This window comes from Megasphaera micronuciformis F0359, assembly GCF_000165735.1.
GTDB classification, from domain to species: domain Bacteria; phylum Bacillota; class Negativicutes; order Veillonellales; family Megasphaeraceae; genus Megasphaera; species Megasphaera micronuciformis.
The window spans coordinates 73699-92507 of sequence record NZ_GL538177.1; the positions used below are offsets into that span (position 1 = coordinate 73699).

An 18809-nucleotide genomic window follows, 5' to 3' on the forward strand; every position below is an offset into this window, starting at 1 on the left:
TTTCAGCGGAATTATGGATGTATTGAGCGGCATTATGTCAACCTTCTTGGACTATTGCTACGCCTTTACTCAATCAGTGGGATACCCCAGTTACGGTATTGCCATTATAATGCTTACAATTATTATTAAGCTGGTACTCAGTCCGTTGACGGCAAAACAGATTCGTTCTATGGAAGGAATGCAACTGTTACAGCCGAAAATAAAAGAATTACAGAAAAAATATAAGGGCAACCAGAAGAAGATGCAGGAAGAAATGAGTAAGCTTTATCGTGAAATGGGTGTGAATCCCCTTTCGGGATGTTTGCCTATTTTAATCCAAATGCCTTTCCTCGTATCTATCTTCTATGCGTTGCGATCCTATCCGTATGATCCTGCATATGAAAGCTTTTTGTGGCTTTCCAGTTTGGGTCAGCCTGATGAAACCTATATTTTGCCGGTCTTGTCGGCTCTTTCTACCTTCCTTATACAAAAGCAAATGACAGGTGCACAGCCTGATGCTGAAGGTCCGCAGGCTATGCAACAAAAGATTATGAAGGTAGCTATGCCCCTTTTTATAGGTTGGATTAGCTTGACATTCCCGAGCGGCTTGGTTATTTACTGGATTATTTCCAATGTTTTCCAAGGAGCTCAGCAGATGATTATGGGACGTCTCAAAAAGGAGAATTAACATGATGATTATCGAAGCTACGGGAAAAACTATTGAAGAAGCGATTGAATCGGGTCTTAAAGAACTGGGAAAAGATATATCCGAAGTGGAAACGGAAGTATTGGTTCAGCCCAGTAGCGGTATTTTGGGTTTCGGTAAAAAAGAGGCCAAGGTTCGCCTTACGGTAATTGAGAAACAGGTTGAAGAAGTACCTGTTGAAGCTATACAAGTTGAAGAAGTTTCCGTAGAAGTAAAGCCCGTTGAATTAGATGGGGAAGAAGCGCGTAATGATGCTGAGGAAATCGCGGCTGATGCGAAAGAATTCCTGAATACAATTCTTGAAAAAATGGGAATTTCGGCTGTTATCGAAAAGATGATAAAGGCTGATAGAATTACACTTCACATACACGGCGACGACTTAGGAGTTCTTATAGGAAAACACGGGCAGACATTGGATGCCTTGCAATATATCATTAATTTGAAAGCTAATAAAGGCAAAGAAAATCGTTTCTTCATTATGCTTGATGTAGAAAACTACCGGGCTCGTCGTGAAGAAACGTTAAAAAACTTGGCTCATCGTTTGGCAAGTCGAGTTAAACGCAATCGTAACAAGGTTGTTCTTGAACCGATGAACGGGTTTGAGCGGAAAATTATTCACGTAGCCCTTCAGGACACGGAACATGTACGGACGGAAAGTGAAGGCCAGGACCCGTATCGTCATGTAGTTATTTATTACCAATAATAGAGGGCCCGGTGCATTGCACCGGGTTCTTTTCCTATATGAAGGAGAAGTTCTATGATTTACGATTTGTCACATACCATTGCGGCTATTGCTACGGCAACGGGAGAAAGCGGTGTCGGCATTATTCGTATAAGCGGTACTGAAGCCTATAACATCGGTGAAAAGATTTTTCGCAGTAAGGGGAAGACGCGGTTCAAGGATTTTAAAGACAGAACGATTCATTTCGGTACTATTGTTGATGAAAAAGGCCGTGAAATTGACGAAGCTCTTGTACTTATCATGAAGAGGCCTCATTCTTATACGGCGGAAGATGTTTTGGAAATACAATGTCACGGCGGTCGTCAATCTGTTTCGGGTATTTTAAAACTCGTACTTCGAAGCGGTGCTCGTCTGGCTCGTGCGGGAGAATTTACTCAAAGGGCCTTTATGAACGGCCGTATCGATTTGGTGCAAGCCGAAGCGGTCATGGATGTTATTCAGGCCAAAAGTTCGAAGGGATTAAGTACGGCTCTAAGCCAATTGGAAGGTCGGCTTTCAGGTATTGTGGCTGCCATGAGGACTGAATTGACGGATTTTATTACACGTCTGGAAGTAACGGTAGATTATCCGGAAGAAGATTTGGAAGATATTGTCGTTCATGACTTGGAAAAGACTATGAGATGTATGATGGAGCGGATGGAACAAATGCTGAAGGATTCGTCTAAAGGACGGATTATTCGTGACGGCATGACGGTGGCCATTGCCGGGGCTCCCAATGCAGGAAAATCCAGCCTACTGAATTATTTACTTGCAGAAGATCGAGCCATTGTGACGGATATTCCGGGAACGACGAGAGATGCTCTGGAGGAATGGGTATCTATACAGGGAATTCCATTTCGTCTTGTCGATACGGCGGGAATCAGAGAAACGACAGATACGGTTGAAGCTATCGGTGTAACTAAGGCCAGAAATTATATAGAAACTGCTGATACGGTTCTAATTTTGAAAGACAGGACGCAGCCGTTTAGTGATGAGGACAAGGCTTTGATAAACTCTGTCCCTGACGGTAAGGGTGCTATTGTTCTGACAAAGTCGGATTTAAAGCCTCTTCTGGAATGTAAAGATTTAGAAGTGTACGGCCTTCCTGTTTTTTCACTGTCGTCCAAGACAGGAGACGGTATAAGTTTATTGGAAGAGTACTTGGTTTCCCGTTCGGGAGAAAGCGGTGCGGGAGAGAATGAAGTTCTCTTATCCAATATGAGACATATTGAACTGATGAGGCAAAGTTTGAATGCTCTGAAAAGGGCTGAAGAAACGATGTATGCCGGCATGCCGACGGACTTAATACTCGTTGATTTACGTGAGGCCTGGGAGTTATTGGGTGCGGTCACGGGAGAGACGGTTCAAGACGATATGGTCGGTGAAATATTCAGTCGTTTTTGTTTGGGAAAATAGGAGGTTCTGTTGTGTTTGTTGCCGGAACTTACGATGTAATCGTTGTCGGTGCAGGACATGCGGGTTGTGAAGCGGCTTTGGCCGCTGCTCGCATGAAAATGCATACCTTATTGATTACGCTTAATTTAGATAATATAGCTTTAATGCCCTGTAATCCCGCTATAGGCGGTCCGGGTAAAAGTCACCTCGTTAAAGAAATTGATGCTTTAGGCGGTCAGATGGGTTTGGTAGCCGATAACACGGCTATACAAATGCGTATGTTGAATACGGGCAAAGGTCCTGCAGTTTACTCTTTGCGTGCTCAATCGGATAAAAAAGCATATCAGTCTGAAATGACACATATCTTGGAAAATGAAGCCAATCTGGATGTGAAACAACTGACCGTTACGGATCTTATCGTAGAAGATAAGATTGTAAAGGGTGTCTATACGGAATTGGGTGAAACCTTTTTGGCTAAAGCGGTCATTTTGGCAACCGGAACATATTTAAAGGGGCGTATCATTATCGGAACAACCGTACTTGAGTCAGGTCCCATAGGACAACGATCGGCCGAAGCATTATCCGATTCTTTGAAAAAATACGGGATTTCATTAATGCGTTTTAAGACAGGAACTCCGGCTCGGATAGACAGCCGTACGTTGCGAACCGACTCTATGGAAAAGCAGGAAGGAGATAATGAAGGACATGCCTTTTCTTTTCTGTCTGAACGGTTAAATCGTAATAAGGTTTGTTGTTGGCTTACCTATACGAACGAGAGAACTCATGAGATTATTCGATCCAATCTGGATCGGGCACCTATGTGCAACGGAGTTATTGAAGGTATCGGGCCCAGATATTGTCCGTCTATTGAATCTAAAATTCTTCGTTTTGCCGATAAGAAGAGACACCAGCTTTTTGTTGAACCGGAAGGATTAAAAACGGAAGAAATGTATGTTCAGGGAATGAGTACCAGCTTGCCCATGGATGTACAGTATGAATTTTTAAAGACCATTCCCGGCTTGGAAGATGTGAAAATAATGCGACCCGGATATGCTATCGAGTATGATTGTCTCGACCCTTTGCAACTCTTGCCTACTTTGGAAGTCAAGAAGATAAGAGGATTGTATTCGGCCGGTCAGGCAAACGGAACGAGCGGTTATGAAGAGGCGGCGGCACAAGGGCTGATAGCAGGTATTAATGCGGCACTGAAGATACAGAAAAAAGATCCCTTTGTATTGACACGGGCGGAAGCCTATATAGGTGTTCTTATAGATGATTTGGTTACAAAGGGTACAAACGAGCCGTATCGTATGATGACCAGCCGATCCGAATATCGTTTAATTCTAAGACAAGATAATGCGGATATGCGATTGACGGAAAAAGGCCGTGAATTAGGGCTTGTAACCGATGAGAGATATGCAGCCTTTTGTAAGAAAAAAGAGGAAGTTGATGAGCTTCTTTCTGTCTTAAAAAAATTGTCCGTTACGCCGACGACCCGGACTAATGAACTTCTCGAGTCGGTAGGGTCGGCTCCTTTAAAAACGGGAATCAAGGGCGTCGACTTGTTACGTCGTCAAGAAATGACCTATTCTTTAATGAAAAAGCTATTTAGTGAACTTAAAGACTATCCTCTTGATGTAACGGAAGAAGTGGAGATTACGGTTAAGTATGAAGGCTATATTGAACGTCAGCGGGAACAGGTAGCAAAGATGAATAAGTTGGAACAGCGTCTTTTACCCGATTCTATTGACTACGAAGCGATCGATACAATCTCTTCCGAGGGTCGACAAAAGCTTTCCGATATTCGGCCGCGCTCATTAGGACAGGCTTCGCGTATATCCGGAGTTTCACCGGCAGATATTACGGCGTTATTGATTTATACTGAGCAGATGAGACGGGAGGGGAAAGGTAATGTTTCCATGTAAGGGAGATGAGCTTTTCCGTCTTGCCTATCCGAACATAACGGATGATGAGCTGGAAAAATTCAAAATCTTTGCCGGGTTATTGGAAGAAAAAAATAAGGTTATGAACTTAACAGCCATTACCGATGCCGACGAAGTGACGGTAAAGCACTTTATTGACAGCTTAAGTTGTTATGATGAGCGCTTCTTTTTCACCGGGGCTAAGGTATTGGATTTGGGTACGGGTGCCGGGTTTCCCGGAATTCCCCTGGCTATTATGCACGACGATTTGAAGATTACCTTCTTCGACAGCCTTCAAAAGCGGTTAACCTTTTTAAAGGAAGTGACAACGACTCTTTCATATAAGCAGGCCGAGTTTTTGCACGGGCGAGCTGAAGAAGAGGCTCATAAAGATATATATCGGGAAGCCTTCGATATAGTTACGACTCGAGCTGTAGCCAGACTCCCTGTTTTAGTTGAATGGGCCTTGCCGTATGTAAAAACGGGAGGTTATTTCGTAGCTCTTAAAGGGGCGGCCTATGCAGAAGAAATTGAAGAATCGAAAAATGCGTTGAAAATTCTCGGGGGTATGGTGGAAGTCGTCGAGCCTAAGAAATTGCCCGGTCTTGAAGATAAGAGAGCCGTTTTATATATTAAAAAGGTTAAAAACAGCCCGGTGAAATATCCTCGCAAGCCGAAAGTGGCTGTAAAGAATCCGTTATAAAGAAAGGATGAGCTTTATGAAGATGAAAAAACTGGCCCTTTGTGCTATGGTATGGTGTCTCGGATTGGCCTCATCGTTTGCCGTTTCCGATGGGGAGATTCATGCCCGGGCAGCCGTTCTGATGGATGCTCAGACAGGAGAAGTACTGTATTCGAAAAACGGTGATGAAAAGCTGTATCCCGGCGGGACGACTATGATTATGACGGCCCTTTTAGGGGCCGAAGCGGGCGATACAGTATTGGACGGAGCCGTTCATTTTTCCGATGATGTAACTAAATTGGATAGAGACGTAGCCGTTTTGGGAATTTCCGCAGATCACCCCGTTACGCTTCGCAATGCCCTTACGGCTATGATGACCTATACGGGTTGTGATGCGGCCTTGGATACGGCTGTCACGGTAGCTCCTTCCGTAGCGGACTTTGTGCATATGATGAATGATAAGGCTGTCGCTATAGGTGCTACGAATACTCATTTTACGAATCCTCACGGATTGCCGGATGCAAACCATGTTTCGACGGCTAAAGATTTAGCTAAGATAGCTGTATATGCTATGCAAAATCAGACTTTTAAATCTTTTACGGGACGTACGAGTTTTGTCATGCCGTATACAAACGGCGGGTCCCAAGAAGTTTTTTCCATGAATGAGTTTCTCAATTCAGGATATAAGGGTGCTAACGGCATTAAAACCGGTGCCACCGACTACGGCGGAGCGACCTTGGTTGCATCGGCTACGCGCGGGGATAAGACTTATGTGGTCAGCATTTTAAACTCGGATAACCGTAGTGGTGATGCAAAGCTGTTGATGGACTTTGCCTTTGCTGAGACCACTGCAATCGATGCGGTGAGCAAAGAGGACGGAAAATCAGCGGTGGCAGAAAAGAAGGAAAATAAGACGACTCCTGAAGAGGATGCCGAAGCCTATACTTTACGAGATGCGCCGGAAGGGCAAACGTTGACGGGTATTGCAGCACAACATATTTCTAAATAAGTATAAATAGCATAATGGTGGATATAAAACCGCTTCCTGTTAGGAAGCGGTTTTTTTCATAAACCATACTATAATTATGATATTTAATCATTTTGGACATTCGTGCATATTCGTTTAGAATAATGAACGTTTTTGATTGATTATTATTGTTTGTGATTGTATACTAAGGGCGAAATTTACTTTCAGGAGGTACTCATTATGTTGACCGAAGAACGACAGAGAGACATAGCACGGCTTGTAATGATTGAAAGAGCCGTAACGGTACAGCAGTTGTCGGAGCGGTACGGGATCTCGGAATCGACGGCCAGACGGGATTTACTTACCTTACAAAAGATGGGCCTTGTCAATCGGGTTCATGGTGGAGCCACGGTTGTAGACGAAGTGGATGAATATAATGTCAATTCTGAAAGTATTCAGCAGAAATATGCCTATCACGTAGAAGAAAAGAGAAAAATAGCCGCTTATGCCGCTACTTTGATAGAAGAACAGGATTTTATTTATATAGACGGCGGTTCGACGACGGAACAAATGGGCGACTTTTTGACGTCACATGATATTTCAATTGTTACAAACAGTCTTCCCTTGGCACAAAAACTGGCTGCACGGGGGCTACAAGTAAGTATACTTCCCGGGACGGTTAAAGGATCGACTGAATCGGTTATCGGAGGAGACATGAGAGATATGCTCAGACGTTACCACTTCACGAAGGGTTTTTTCGGTACAAACGGGATTGATCTTCGTTTCGGGTATACGACCCCCGATCAGGAAGAGGCGGCCTGTAAGACGGCTGCACTTAAACAGTGTACCAAGGCGTATGTTTTGGCAGATACGAGTAAATTCGGTCGTTCGTCACACGTAACATTTGCGACTCTTGCGGAGGTCGCAATTATTACGGCAGGCAAGAAGGATTTAGATGTTTCCGTATACGGTGAGCAAACGGAGGTGTGTATGCTTTGATTTACACGATTACGTTCAATCCGTCCTTAGACTATGTTGTTCATACGACGGATTTTTCTACCGGTAATATTAATCGGGCAGAGGCGGAAGCCATATATCCTGGAGGTAAGGGAATTAACGTATCCCTTGTATTACAAGCCTTGGGAACCCGAAGCAAGGCCTTGGGCTTTGTAGCCGGTTTTACCGGCCGGGAAATAGAGCGTCTTTGCGTGAATGCCGGTGTACAATGTGATTTTCTTTATTTACGAGAAGGTAATTCTCGCATTAACGTAAAGGTTATCAGCCATGAAGAAACGGCACTTAACGGAATGGGGCCGCTTATAGGTCAAGAGGATATTAATCACCTGAAAAAAATAATAGGGTCTCTAAGCTCCGATGATGTACTGGTTCTTGCCGGAAGCATACCGGCAGGTATAGACAACCGTATATATGAACAGTTATTGGCGTCCGTAGCAGCTAAAGGCGTCAAAACCGTTGTCGATGCGACAGGCGAGCTTTTACGTAATGTATTGAAGTATAAACCCTTTTTGATTAAACCCAACCGAGAAGAACTGGAAGAATTATTCGATATAAAATTAAGGACAGATGAAGACATTATTTTTCAGGCACGGAAACTCCAAGAAGAAGGGGCACAAAACGTACTTGTATCCCTCGGCGGTGACGGTGCCGTATTAATCGGTGAAGATAATGAAATATATAAGGTAAAAACGCCCGAAGGAACGCTCGTCAACTCCGTGGGTGCCGGAGACAGTATGGTAGCCGGATTTATTTCGGCTTATATGAAATACGGGGGGAACTTGAGCGAGGCATTACGTTGGGGGATTGCAGCCGGAAGTGCTACGGCTTTTCATGAATGGCTGGCAACGGGCCGACAAATTAAAGATATGTATGAAGCTGTTTGGTTATAGGGGGAACCGTTATGAAAATTACGGATTTATTGAAAGTTGAAAGTATCGATTTACAGGCAGAGGTTGTCGATAAACGAGGCGCTGTTAATAGGTTAGTAGATTTAATGGAAAAAAGCGGTTGTTTAAAAGATAAAGAAGCGTATAAGGCCGCAGTCTTAAAGCGTGAAGGCGAAGGAAGTACGGGAATCGGTGAGGGTATTGCCATTCCTCATGCCAAGACAGATGCGGTTGTAAAGCCCGCACTGGCATCTATGATTGTTCGCACCGGTGTCGATTATGAAAGTCTTGATGATGAGCCGGCTCACCTTTTCTTTATGATTGCCGCACCGGCGGACGGTGCCGATGTTCATTTGGAAGTCCTTAGCCGTCTCAGCAGAATGCTTATGGATGACGACTTTAGAGAGGCTTTGATGTCGGCTCCCGATAGAGAAACGTATTTAAAAATTATTGATAATGCGGAGCAAGCCTTGGCAGTCGAAGATTCTGGAGAAGCCGGTCAAGCGGCAGTCTCAGCTGATGTGACGGAAAGACCGTTTGTCGTTGCCGTAACGGCTTGCCCTACAGGAATTGCTCATACATACATGGCTGCCGAAGCCTTAGAGAACAAGGGTAGCGACATGGGTATTGATATTAAAGTAGAAACAAACGGTAGCGGCGGAGTCAAAAATGCTTTGACTGCCGATGATATAAAACGGGCTGTAGGTGTTATTGTGGCAGCCGATAAGGACGTGCCGGTCGAACGATTTAAAGGAAAACACGTCGCTTTCGTTAAGGTGGCGGAGGGCATTAAGAATCCTGCCGGTTTGATTGAAGGCGCCTTGCAACAGACGGCTCCCGTATTTAACGGAAGCGGCAGTAAAAGTGAAGAAAGTACCTCCGGTGAAGGGACGGAAAGCACGGGTCGACGTGTTTATAAGCACTTAATGAACGGCGTTTCACATATGCTTCCTTTCGTTATCGGCGGCGGTATTTTAATTGCTTTGGCCTTCCTTTTTGACATGAATAATGCCGGGACGGCCACTTTCGGTTCGGGAACGCCTGTAGCAGCTTTTTTGAAAGATATCGGCGGTTTGGCATTCAGTATGATGATGCCTATTTTAGCCGGATATATTGCCGTCAGCATAGGTGAACGACCGGCATTGATGCCCGGTATTATCGGCGGTTTTTTGGCAACTAACGGAGGATCGGGATTTTTCGGAGCCCTTTTTGCCGGATTTATTGCGGGGTATGTCGTTATCTTTTTAAAGAAGGTTTTTGCTAAACTGCCTCAAGCCTTGGAGGGTACTAAGCCCGTATTACTTTATCCCGTTTTCGGGCTTATTCTCATAGGTCTTATTATGGTTTTTGTTGTTAATCCGCCTACGGCCGTATTCAACCAATGGCTGTCGTTTACTCTGGCCGGTATGACTGCGACCAGCAAGATTTTCTTGGGCCTTATTTTAGGCGGCATGATGTCTATCGACTTCGGCGGTCCTATTAATAAAGCAGCCTATGTTTTCGGAACGGCTTCATTAGTCGATGCGTCGGGAACAGCTGTCAGCTCCGGTATCATGGCTTCCGTCATGATCGGAGGTATGGTGCCTCCCATTGCAATTGCTTTGGCGATGCTTGTTTTTAAGGGCAAGTTTACAGAGAAAGAGCGACAATCTACACTTACGAATTTTATTATGGGGTTATCTTTTATTACGGAAGGAGCTATTCCTTTCGCCGCCTCCGATCCGGTTCATGTCATACCCTCGTGTGCCGTCGGTTCGGCTGTAGCCGGGGCTCTGTCCATGTTTTTTAATTGTACCGTTCCGGCCCCTCACGGCGGGATTTTCGTATTCGGTGTCGTTACGAACTGGCCCATGTACTTGGCAGCTCTTTTTGCCGGTGCCGTAGTGGCGGCTCTCTTGTTGGGATTAACGAGAAAGAATGCTTAGACTATTGTTTTTCTTATAAAAGTACGTTAAAGTAAAGAATACTGATTAAGTTGATTTTAAGGAGGCATTAAAATGAAAGAGTTTACATATACAATAACGGATCCCCAAGGGATTCATGCGCGTCCGGCTGGATTGGCCGTTAAGGAAGCTAAAAAATTTGAATCAAAGATTACTATTGAAAAAGGGTCTAAAAAAGGTGACTTGAAAAAGATTTTTACGGTCATGGCTCTGGGCGTGAAACAAGGTGAAGAAATAAAAGTTACTGTAGACGGTTCAGATGAAGAACATGCTGTACATGAAATAGAAAAATTCTTTAAAGAAAATTTCTAAAGGAGGTATTCATGCTAGTTGTAAAGGGAAAATCGGTTTTTTCCGGCATTACAATGGGTCCCCTTGCTTTGTTCCATAGAAATACCGTATCTACGGCCAGACGACGTATAAAGGATACGGATGCAGAAGTGGAACGCTTTCAAGAAGCTCGTTTAGCATCTATTGAACAGTTGAAAGACATGTATGAGAAGGCGGTTCAAAAGGTTGGTGAAGAGGAAGCGGCCGTATTTGAAGTTCATCAGATGATGCTTGATGATGACGATTATATTGATAATATAGTTACTTTAATTTCTCAAAAAAAAATAAATGCCGAAGCAGCTGTAGAAGAAACGGCGCAGCAGTTTTCCGAAATGTTCCGCTCCATGGATGATGCGTATATGAAGGAACGGGCAGCCGACGTATTGGATATATCAAGACGTATACAAGTACAGCTTTGTGGCGGTGAAGCCAATGATTTCTCGGCATACGACGGGGTTTTTTTGGCCGCCGACGACTTAGCTCCCAGTGAAACGCTACAACTCGATACGGATAAGATTCTGGGCTTTGTTACCTCCGGCGGGAGCACGAACTCCCACACGGCTATTTTGGCTCGTACACTGGGAATTACAGCCGTAGTCAATACGGGAACGCAATTGCATACGGATGTGGAAGGCAAGACGGTTATTGTTGACGGCTTTACGGGAACCGTATATTTGGATCCCGATTCGGCTACGTTGGATAAGATGAAGAAAAAACAGGCAGAGGCTGAGGAACGTAAAATTCGTTTAGAAGCATATCGAGGTAAGGAATCCGTTACGGTAGACGGTTATAAGGTCAACGTTTTCGCGAATATCGGAAATCCTGATAATGTACCTCAAGCCTTGGCTAATGATGCGGAAGGGATCGGCCTTTTCCGTAGCGAATTCCTATATTTGGAAAATGCTACCTATCCGACGGAAGAGCAGCAGTTTGAAGCTTATAAAAAGACGGTCGAAATGATGGAAGGCAAAACGGTTGTTATCCGTACCCTGGATATAGGAGCGGATAAGAAGGTGGATTACTTCGATTTAAAGGCTGAAGAAAATCCGGCTATGGGCATGCGTGCTATTCGTATTTGCTTAACTCGACCGACTCTTTTTAAAACACAGTTGCGAGCTTTGTGTAGAGCCAGTGCGTACGGAAAGATTGCCATTATGTTTCCCATGATTATTTCCGTTGATGAAGTGCGTCGCAGTCGAGAGTTATTGAAACAAGTGCAGAACGAGCTGAGACATGAAGGAATTGCTTTTGATGAATCGATGGAAGTGGGAATTATGATAGAAACGCCCGCAGCGGCTCTCATTAGTGACGAGTTGGCTAAAGAAGTGGATTTCTTCAGCATCGGTTCCAATGACTTGACCCAGTATACCTTGGCTATCGATCGACAACAGACGGACTTGGATAATTTCTTTAACCCCCACCATCCCGCACTTCTCAAACTTATTGAAATGACGGTTAAAAACGGTCATAAAGAAGGTATTTGGGTAGGTATTTGCGGTGAACTCGGTGCAGACTTAAGTCTTACGGAAGACTTCCTGCGTATGGGCGTAGATGAACTTTCTGTGAGCCCGCCGGCAGTTCTGCCCTTACGTGAGAAAATAGGATCTATTGATTTAAGTAAATAACGTATAAGAGGTGTGAAGGACCTGCTGCCCTTGCGGTTGGCAGGTTCTTTTATAAATGAGCTGAAATACTCTCTATACGGTTATCGTATACATAAAAGGCTTATAAAATATAGGTTTAAATAGCTGTTTCTCTTTACAATTATACCCCACCGGGGTATAATGAGTCAGACAAATTAATAAGGGGGAATTTACTATGGTAATGTCTAACTATATGGATTTACTGGGTATGTATGCACCGTGGTTTTTAATTCTTTTCATGGTAGTGCCTATGACCTTAGCCGAGCTGGTTCTTTGTTCGGAAATCTTTTCACTGCTTAACAAAGAAAAAGCAGAGAACTCATGGCCCGGTTTACGAAAAGGGGCATCTATTTGTTTAAGTATTATTTTTATTTTCTTGTTTATTTATCTTGTTGTCGCATATATACCGACAGTTGCTTGGAAGGGACCCTTGGATCGCCTGTCTATCTACTCCTTCTTAGCAGCTATTATTCCGGCCGTCTATTTACTTTTTATAGAAATCGGCATTGTAGGTAAGGCCTGGAATGAACATACCAAAGTTGTTCGTCATGCATTGACCGTATTTCTTTTTGTGGCACTTACCCACTTGGCTATGGTATTCGGCATGATTGATCCGCAATTAGGCGGGTATGTTCCGCCTCAAGGCCAAATGAATATGCATATGAATATGAACGGTAACAATCAAGGACATATGCATATGAACGGGAATCAGATGCCGGATAACTGCCCGGGAAATGCAGATAATCATATGCAAGGTAACGGGAATATGCAAATGAACGGTAATAATCAATCCATGTCGGGTCAGCATAACGGTCATGAAATGAATATGGAAAGCAACAAATAAGATAAACGACTACTCATTAGAATACTTTTTGGTAAAGAGGATTGTTTCACAAGAAACAGTCCTCTTTTTATCTTTACTACAGTTTTTGTTAAATGAATGAAAGAGATAGAACTACGAATGGTGATATAAAAAAGACAAGAAGATAAAAGTAAACTTTTGCCTTCAAGATGACAATGGTAGAATGACTATAGTATAGGAAATAGGGTACTAAAATAAATAGTATATCTTAATTAAGAGGTGATACATGATGGAAGAAAATGTAAGCCAACGGATTAACAGATTAAGAGAGCAAGAAGAGCTCGGCGTTTATGAATTAGCTCGTATGGTAAATGTATCGGCCAGAACTGTATATGAGTGGGAAAAGGGAGTCGTAGACACTGTAGAAGAAGCTGTCTTAACCCGATTAGCTCCTGTTTTAGGCGTAACGAAATATTATTTGAGAACGGGAGTTCATAGAGATCTTCTTTCGCCGGAAGTAGAAGCCTGGTTACGTAAACCTGAAAACATGGAAAAATTTATGAACTTTTATTATAAAGAATTAGGCAAAGAAAGTTGTAATCATGTGAATAGGCCGACACTTTAAGGTATAGTATTTCAATGGTGTCGGTTAATATAATATGGTAGTTTCACATGAAACATTTTCACATAGAAAAAAGTCCCGTCTCATAAAAGAGACGGGACTTTTTCTGTGTTATTTTACGAGTTCATAACCTGCATCAGCAATGACTTTTGAGAATTGGTCTGTTGAAATTTCTTTGTTTGTTGTAACTGTTGCTTTCTTACCTTCTAAATCAACGGTTACAGATGTTACCCCGTCCATGGCAGAGAGGGCTTCTTCTACATGTTTTTGGCAATGGCCGCACATCATACCTTCAATTTTTAACACTTGTTCCATTTTCTTTTCCTCCTTAGGAGATATTAATATATAGCCGGCATCTGTAATTACACGATTGAATTCAGATGCGGGTATATTCTGCTTACTTTCGACAATAGCCGTATTTGTGGATAAATCTACAGTTGCAGAGACGACACCGGGAATTGCTGTAAGAGCATCTTCTACACGTTTTTGACAATGGGCACACGTCATGCCGTCAACAACTAATGTTGTAGAAACAGTATGAGTTTGTGCATCTTTCGAGTTTGTTTCACGTGAAACATCCCCGTGTTCTACTTTAAAGAAGCGAAGCCTCAATGCATTCATGACGACGCAGAAGCTACTGAGACTCATTGCGCCTGCACCGATAATGGGGCTGAGTTTGATACCGAATAAGGGATAGAGGACTCCGGCAGCCAAGGGAATACCGATGACATTGTAAAAGAAAGCCCAGAAAAGATTTTCTTTAATGTTGCGAATAACGGCCTTACTAAGTTTTACAGCTGTTACGGCATCGAGAAGATCATTTTTCATAAGAACGGCATCGGCACTTTCAATGGCTACATCTGTGCCGGCGCCGATGGCAATACCCAGATCGGCCTTCATAAGTGCCGGTGCATCGTTAATACCGTCGCCGATCATGGCTACTCGATGTCCTTCCGCCTGTAAGGCTGAAATATGTTTTTCTTTATCTTGGGGTAATACTTCGGCAATAACTTTGGGAATCTGTAATCGCTGTTGTACCGCTTTAGCTGTGCGTTCATTATCGCCTGTGAGCATGACTACTTGAATACCCATATGGCGGAAGAGAGCAATGGCTTTGGCGCTGGATTCTTTTTCCATGTCGGCAACGGCAATGATTCCTTCTATTGCTTTGTCTGTTGCAAAGAGTAGGGGGGTCTTACCTTCATCGCCTAAGCGATTCAAGGTGTTGATAACAGAAGTCGTATCAATTCCTACGTCTTCCAATAAGCGGCGATTTCCGGCATACCAAGCCGTACCGTTTACAGTGGCCCGAATACCCTTGCCGAAAATGGCGGTAAAGTCCGATACGGGAGCGGGAACAATATTTTTATCTTTACCGTATTGAACAATGGCGGCACCTAAAGGATGTTCACTTTTATTTTCCAAGCCTACGGCAACGGAAAGAAGGTTATGAAGCTCCGTATTCAAAGGGAGGACATCTGTTACACCGGGTTTTCCTTCCGTAATAGTCCCGGTTTTGTCCATTACGACTGTGTCAATGGAATGAGCCGACTCAAGAGCTTCTCCCGATTTGATAAGAATTCCGTTTTCAGCCCCCTTGCCCGTACCGACCATGATGGCAACCGGCGTTGCCAGTCCGAGTGCACAAGGGCAAGAAATAACAAGAACGGAAATGCCGAGAGAAAATGCGAATTCAAGGGAAGCCCCCATTAAGAAATACCATACGGCTGCCGTAATAATGGCAATTGTAATAACTGTAGGGACAAAAACGCCTGCAATTTTATCAGCTGTTTTGGCAATAGGAGCCTTACTGCTACTTGCTTCATCGACGAGACGGATAATCTGACTGATAGTCATATCATCACCGATTCGTTTTGCTGTCATATGAATGGATCCGGCCTTATTCATAGTAGCGGCTGTAACGGTGTCACCGACTTGCTTGTCAACGGGAATGCTTTCACCCGTAAGGGCTGATTCATCAATACTTGTCGTACCTTCGGAAATGACTCCGTCAGCAGGAATACTTTCACCGGGGCGAACGATGATTTCATCCCCGATTTGGAGCTGACTTACCGGAATTGTTGATTCTTTGCCGTTACGAATAACTCGTGCTTCCTTAGGGGCTAAATCCATAAGTTTTTCGATAGCTTGGCTTGTTTTTCCTTTCGCACGAGCTTCCATGTATTTACCTACTGTGATTAAGGTAACAATCATACCGGCCGACTCAAAATATAAGTTTGTACTGTATGATTCGACTAAGACTAAATCATTGTGACCGAGTCCCCAAGCGATACGAAATATAGCGAAAATACCGAAAAGGGCGGAAGCCGCTGAGCCGAGGCCGACGAGGCTGTCCATATTGGGGGCCCCTTTAAAGAGATTGCGGAAGCCGTTAATATAGTAATGGCGATTTAAATAAATAATGGGCAAGACCAGGACAAATTGAGCAAATGCATAAATCATGGCATTTTCCGGACCGTCGAAAATACGGGCGACTGCATCCGGAACAGGTAAACCGAAGACGGCTTTAAATAGGCCGTGCGATGATACATACATTGTGGGAATGAGGAAAAGAACGGATAGGATTAGCCGTTTTTTCATGGCGTTTAGAGCATCAACTATTGTTGAAGATCCGCCGGTCGGTGGAGTAGCAACATTCTCAGCTTGTTGTTGGTCGGAGGATGAGGCTCCGTAACCGGCACCGATAACGGCATCAACAATATCTTGGGAGGATAGTTTTGTTTCGTCGTAATCCACTTGCATGCTGTTGGTCAGTAAATTAACGCTGGCTTTTTCCATGCCTTCTAATTGGGAAACCGTCTTTTCGACACGACTGGAGCAGGCAGAGCAGGTCATACCTGTTACAATAAACTTTTCATGTTTCATATAATCACCTACTTCATCATTTTTTGCAGTAATGAGACCAGCTCGTCTACAACTTCGTCATTCCCCTGTCGAATATCGTTGACTACACAAGTCTTTATATGCTCGCCTAAGAGTTCTTTATTGAAGGCATTCAATGCCGACTGGACGGCACTGACCTGTGTCAGTATGTCCACACAGTATCGTTCCTCTTCCAACATTTTTTTGATACCCCTGACTTGGCCTTCAATTCGATTAAGGCGACAGACTAACTGTTTATACTCTTGTTCTTCTCTGTGCTTATGTTTTATATCAGCCATGCATGAGCAAGATTTTTTCTCTGTCATGTGAACCTCCCAAACATATATTTAAGAATAATAATATAATATACCCCACTGGGGTATATGTCAATAATTATTTTCAAAAAATGGAAAAGGGCGAAAAATGACCTTATTTTGCGTTTAAACGAAAAATGATACTTTTTCATATAAATGGATTTAAAATTAAAAATAAGGGCTTATAATCCATTTTACGAAGGGCGATTTTCGAGTCAAAAATATAAAATCGGTAAATAAAAAAGCATGACGAAATGATTCGTCATGCTTTTAATGAAATTTCTTATTTCAGCAATGCGGCAACTGCCTGTGTTTCGTCAACCGCTTTGTCGGCACCGGCAATGATGGATCCCTGAACAACGATAGCATCCAAACCTTTTGCCTGGCGATCTTGTTCAACCTTATCCTGAATATCTTTCTGAATAGGGTTGAGCAAATCAAATTCCAACTTATTGAGGTCTTGGCTGAGTTTGTTGCCAAGTTCCTGTCTCTGTTGGTCGGTTGTCATTTTTGCACTCTTGCTCTTATATTCATCCTGAGCTTTTTTAACGGCATTTTGCATTTGAGCCGTAGCTTTCGGATAGTTTTTGTGAGCCTGTATTAATGCATCAAAGTTTACATAGCCTACGCCGGCTGCGAACGCGGAAGTTGCGGCAGCAACGCCGAGCATACCGACTACAGCAAAAGATGCAAGTTGTTTTTTCAAATTCATATTCCTATACCTCCTGAAACGAAAGATTGTCTTTCATTTGCCCATTATAACAAAGAACGGTGAAAAGCACAATGGATTTTGGTACTTTGTAACACGATAGAGTTTTTAATGTGCTTCTTCATCCTTATTAGGCGCTTCCATGTCCGTTTCTTCATCGTCTTTAATATATATATATTTGTCTTTCTTCATCTTTTCAATAATTTCCGGAGCCATGGTTAAGAGTTTTTCGAACCCCGATGCATGATACCCGTCTTGTTTAATAGAGAACATTTCGACACGATCTCCTTTAATGACCAGAATCGCCGTAGGTTCCAGCTTAGCGCCTCCTCCTCCGCCGGCACTTTCGTGAGCGGTATCGCCTTTACCGCCGAAACCGCCGGAGCCGAATCCGAAGGTTACGTCTACAAAGGGGACGAGGATGGCATCACCGATATGCAGGGCTTCACCGACGACTGTTTCAACTTTAATCATTTCCTGGAAACTTTGAAAAATAGATTCAAGATTGGTCTTTACTTCGTTGGACATGATTGTATTTACCTCCGAGTGTAATATAAGTACGTATAATACGGCGTACAGGTTGTGAGAATATAAAAGGCAGTACGCAGAAAATCAGGATAAGCGGAATAATGCGTCCACTGGAGGTAAGACGGGCATTATACTCTTTTTCCAAATAGTTGAATTGTAGTTCGTGAATACTCTGCGGGATAGTTGCATAAAGCCATCCGGCTAAGATTCCCGTTTCGTGAGGACTGCCTATGCCTATAGTACCGTTTGCAGTAAAAGTTCGCAAGCGGGAGTGATGAAGTATGTGACCGATCAAAAGCAGGACTTGGACGGCAAATTCTCGATTGAGTAGAAGCGGACGAAGGTGCACATGTATTTGCGAGACTTTTTTTGCCGCACCGGCATTGTCATCTTCGTTCCTTACAGTTGCCTGAACGGCCCTTTCTACCGCATCCGTTTCGCTCGTTTCAGCATCATTTTTCAGTAGTTCCGAATCTTGATTTATATCCGGTTCAGCAAGGGGCGAGCGGTGTCGCGCCCTTTTTATATATAAGCGCAGAAGCGGAGCTTTTCCGAGAACATAACGGAAGGAAAACAAAAAGACCCGTCCTGACCAGTTTACAGTTGCTGTCGCCTTAAAGGGCGAGGTTATATATAGACGAACTGTATAGGTCAGCGGTATGGAGAGTATCGTTACGATAAGCATTAACAGCAGTGTAATAATAATCAACAAAACCGCCATAAGACGAGCCTCCTCTTACGGTATGAAAAGTATCGGCA

Annotated in this window: 18 protein-coding genes; 13 read left to right on the forward strand and 5 right to left on the reverse strand. The window is 43.5% G+C overall.

What is annotated here, in order from left to right:
- Nucleotides 1-13: 13 nt before the first annotated feature.
- The 13 genes from HMPREF9429_RS00525 to HMPREF9429_RS00585 all read left to right on the forward strand — a co-directional run bounded on the left by HMPREF9429_RS00525 (nt 14) and on the right by HMPREF9429_RS00585 (nt 13619).
- Nucleotides 14-667 carry a YidC/Oxa1 family membrane protein insertase gene (locus HMPREF9429_RS00525; RefSeq protein WP_006940817.1) on the forward strand — a complete coding sequence of 218 codons (654 nt, stop codon included), beginning with the start codon at nt 14-16 and terminating at the stop codon, nt 665-667.
- 1 nt (nt 668) lies between these two features.
- On the forward strand, nt 669-1388 hold the full coding sequence (gene jag / locus HMPREF9429_RS00530; protein ID WP_006940818.1) for an RNA-binding cell elongation regulator Jag/EloR: 720 nt from the start codon (nt 669-671) through the stop codon (nt 1386-1388).
- A gap of 54 nt (nt 1389-1442) precedes the next feature.
- The gene (mnmE, locus tag HMPREF9429_RS00535) at nt 1443-2822 is read left to right on the forward strand and encodes a tRNA uridine-5-carboxymethylaminomethyl(34) synthesis GTPase MnmE (protein WP_006940819.1); all 1380 of its coding nucleotides are present in this window, start codon (nt 1443-1445) and stop codon (nt 2820-2822) included.
- 11 nt (nt 2823-2833) lie between these two features.
- Nucleotides 2834-4726 carry a tRNA uridine-5-carboxymethylaminomethyl(34) synthesis enzyme MnmG gene (mnmG, locus tag HMPREF9429_RS00540; protein WP_040773066.1) on the forward strand — a complete coding sequence of 631 codons (1893 nt, stop codon included), beginning with the start codon at nt 2834-2836 and terminating at the stop codon, nt 4724-4726.
- The gene (rsmG, locus tag HMPREF9429_RS00545) at nt 4713-5426 is read left to right on the forward strand and encodes a 16S rRNA (guanine(527)-N(7))-methyltransferase RsmG (protein WP_006940821.1); all 714 of its coding nucleotides are present in this window, start codon (nt 4713-4715) and stop codon (nt 5424-5426) included. Before mnmG ends, rsmG begins: the two co-directional genes overlap by 14 nt.
- Nucleotides 5427-5442: 16 nt before the next feature.
- The gene (locus tag HMPREF9429_RS00550; protein WP_232216628.1) at nt 5443-6414 is read left to right on the forward strand and encodes a D-alanyl-D-alanine carboxypeptidase family protein; all 972 of its coding nucleotides are present in this window, start codon (nt 5443-5445) and stop codon (nt 6412-6414) included.
- A gap of 198 nt (nt 6415-6612) precedes the next feature.
- On the forward strand, nt 6613-7371 hold the full coding sequence (locus HMPREF9429_RS00555; RefSeq protein ID WP_040773069.1) for a DeoR/GlpR family DNA-binding transcription regulator: 759 nt from the start codon (nt 6613-6615) through the stop codon (nt 7369-7371).
- A complete protein-coding gene (gene pfkB / locus HMPREF9429_RS00560; protein ID WP_040773072.1) occupies nt 7368-8279 on the forward strand; it encodes a 1-phosphofructokinase in 912 nt (303 codons plus the stop codon). The genes HMPREF9429_RS00555 and pfkB overlap by 4 nt, the downstream gene beginning before the upstream one ends.
- Before the next feature lie 11 nt (nt 8280-8290).
- On the forward strand, nt 8291-10201 hold the full coding sequence (locus HMPREF9429_RS00565) for a PTS fructose transporter subunit IIABC (RefSeq protein ID WP_006940825.1): 1911 nt from the start codon (nt 8291-8293) through the stop codon (nt 10199-10201).
- Between the two features lie 72 nt (nt 10202-10273).
- A complete protein-coding gene (locus tag HMPREF9429_RS00570; protein WP_006940826.1) occupies nt 10274-10531 on the forward strand; it encodes an HPr family phosphocarrier protein in 258 nt (85 codons plus the stop codon).
- Between the two features lie 11 nt (nt 10532-10542).
- Nucleotides 10543-12174, forward strand: a complete 1632-nt coding sequence (gene ptsP, locus HMPREF9429_RS00575; RefSeq protein ID WP_006940827.1) for a phosphoenolpyruvate--protein phosphotransferase — start codon at nt 10543-10545, stop codon at nt 12172-12174.
- A 193-nt stretch (nt 12175-12367) separates the two neighbouring features.
- On the forward strand, nt 12368-13036 hold the full coding sequence (locus HMPREF9429_RS00580) for a DUF6803 family protein (protein ID WP_006940828.1): 669 nt from the start codon (nt 12368-12370) through the stop codon (nt 13034-13036).
- Nucleotides 13037-13280: 244 nt separating this feature from the next.
- Nucleotides 13281-13619: a helix-turn-helix transcriptional regulator gene (locus HMPREF9429_RS00585; RefSeq protein WP_006940829.1), complete on the forward strand. Its 339-nt coding sequence runs from the start codon at nt 13281-13283 to the stop codon at nt 13617-13619.
- A 108-nt stretch (nt 13620-13727) separates the two neighbouring features.
- Here HMPREF9429_RS00585 and HMPREF9429_RS00590 read toward each other — a convergent pair whose 3' ends face one another.
- From HMPREF9429_RS00590 to HMPREF9429_RS08795, 5 genes are all read right to left on the reverse strand, one after another.
- The gene (locus HMPREF9429_RS00590; RefSeq protein ID WP_006940830.1) at nt 13728-16502 is read right to left on the reverse strand and encodes a heavy metal translocating P-type ATPase; all 2775 of its coding nucleotides are present in this window, start codon (nt 16500-16502) and stop codon (nt 13728-13730) included.
- 8 nt (nt 16503-16510) lie between these two features.
- Complete coding sequence (locus HMPREF9429_RS00595) at nt 16511-16825, reverse strand: metal-sensing transcriptional repressor (RefSeq protein ID WP_040773073.1); 315 nt, start codon at nt 16823-16825, stop codon at nt 16511-16513.
- A gap of 271 nt (nt 16826-17096) precedes the next feature.
- Complete coding sequence (locus tag HMPREF9429_RS00600) at nt 17097-17525, reverse strand: OmpH family outer membrane protein (RefSeq protein WP_006940832.1); 429 nt, start codon at nt 17523-17525, stop codon at nt 17097-17099.
- A gap of 105 nt (nt 17526-17630) precedes the next feature.
- On the reverse strand, nt 17631-18050 hold the full coding sequence (locus HMPREF9429_RS00605; protein ID WP_006940833.1) for a GerW family sporulation protein: 420 nt from the start codon (nt 18048-18050) through the stop codon (nt 17631-17633).
- Nucleotides 18022-18771, reverse strand: coding sequence for a hypothetical protein (locus HMPREF9429_RS08795; protein ID WP_006940834.1), 750 nt, complete (start codon nt 18769-18771; stop codon nt 18022-18024). The genes HMPREF9429_RS00605 and HMPREF9429_RS08795 overlap by 29 nt, the downstream gene beginning before the upstream one ends.
- Nucleotides 18772-18809 lie beyond the last annotated feature (38 nt).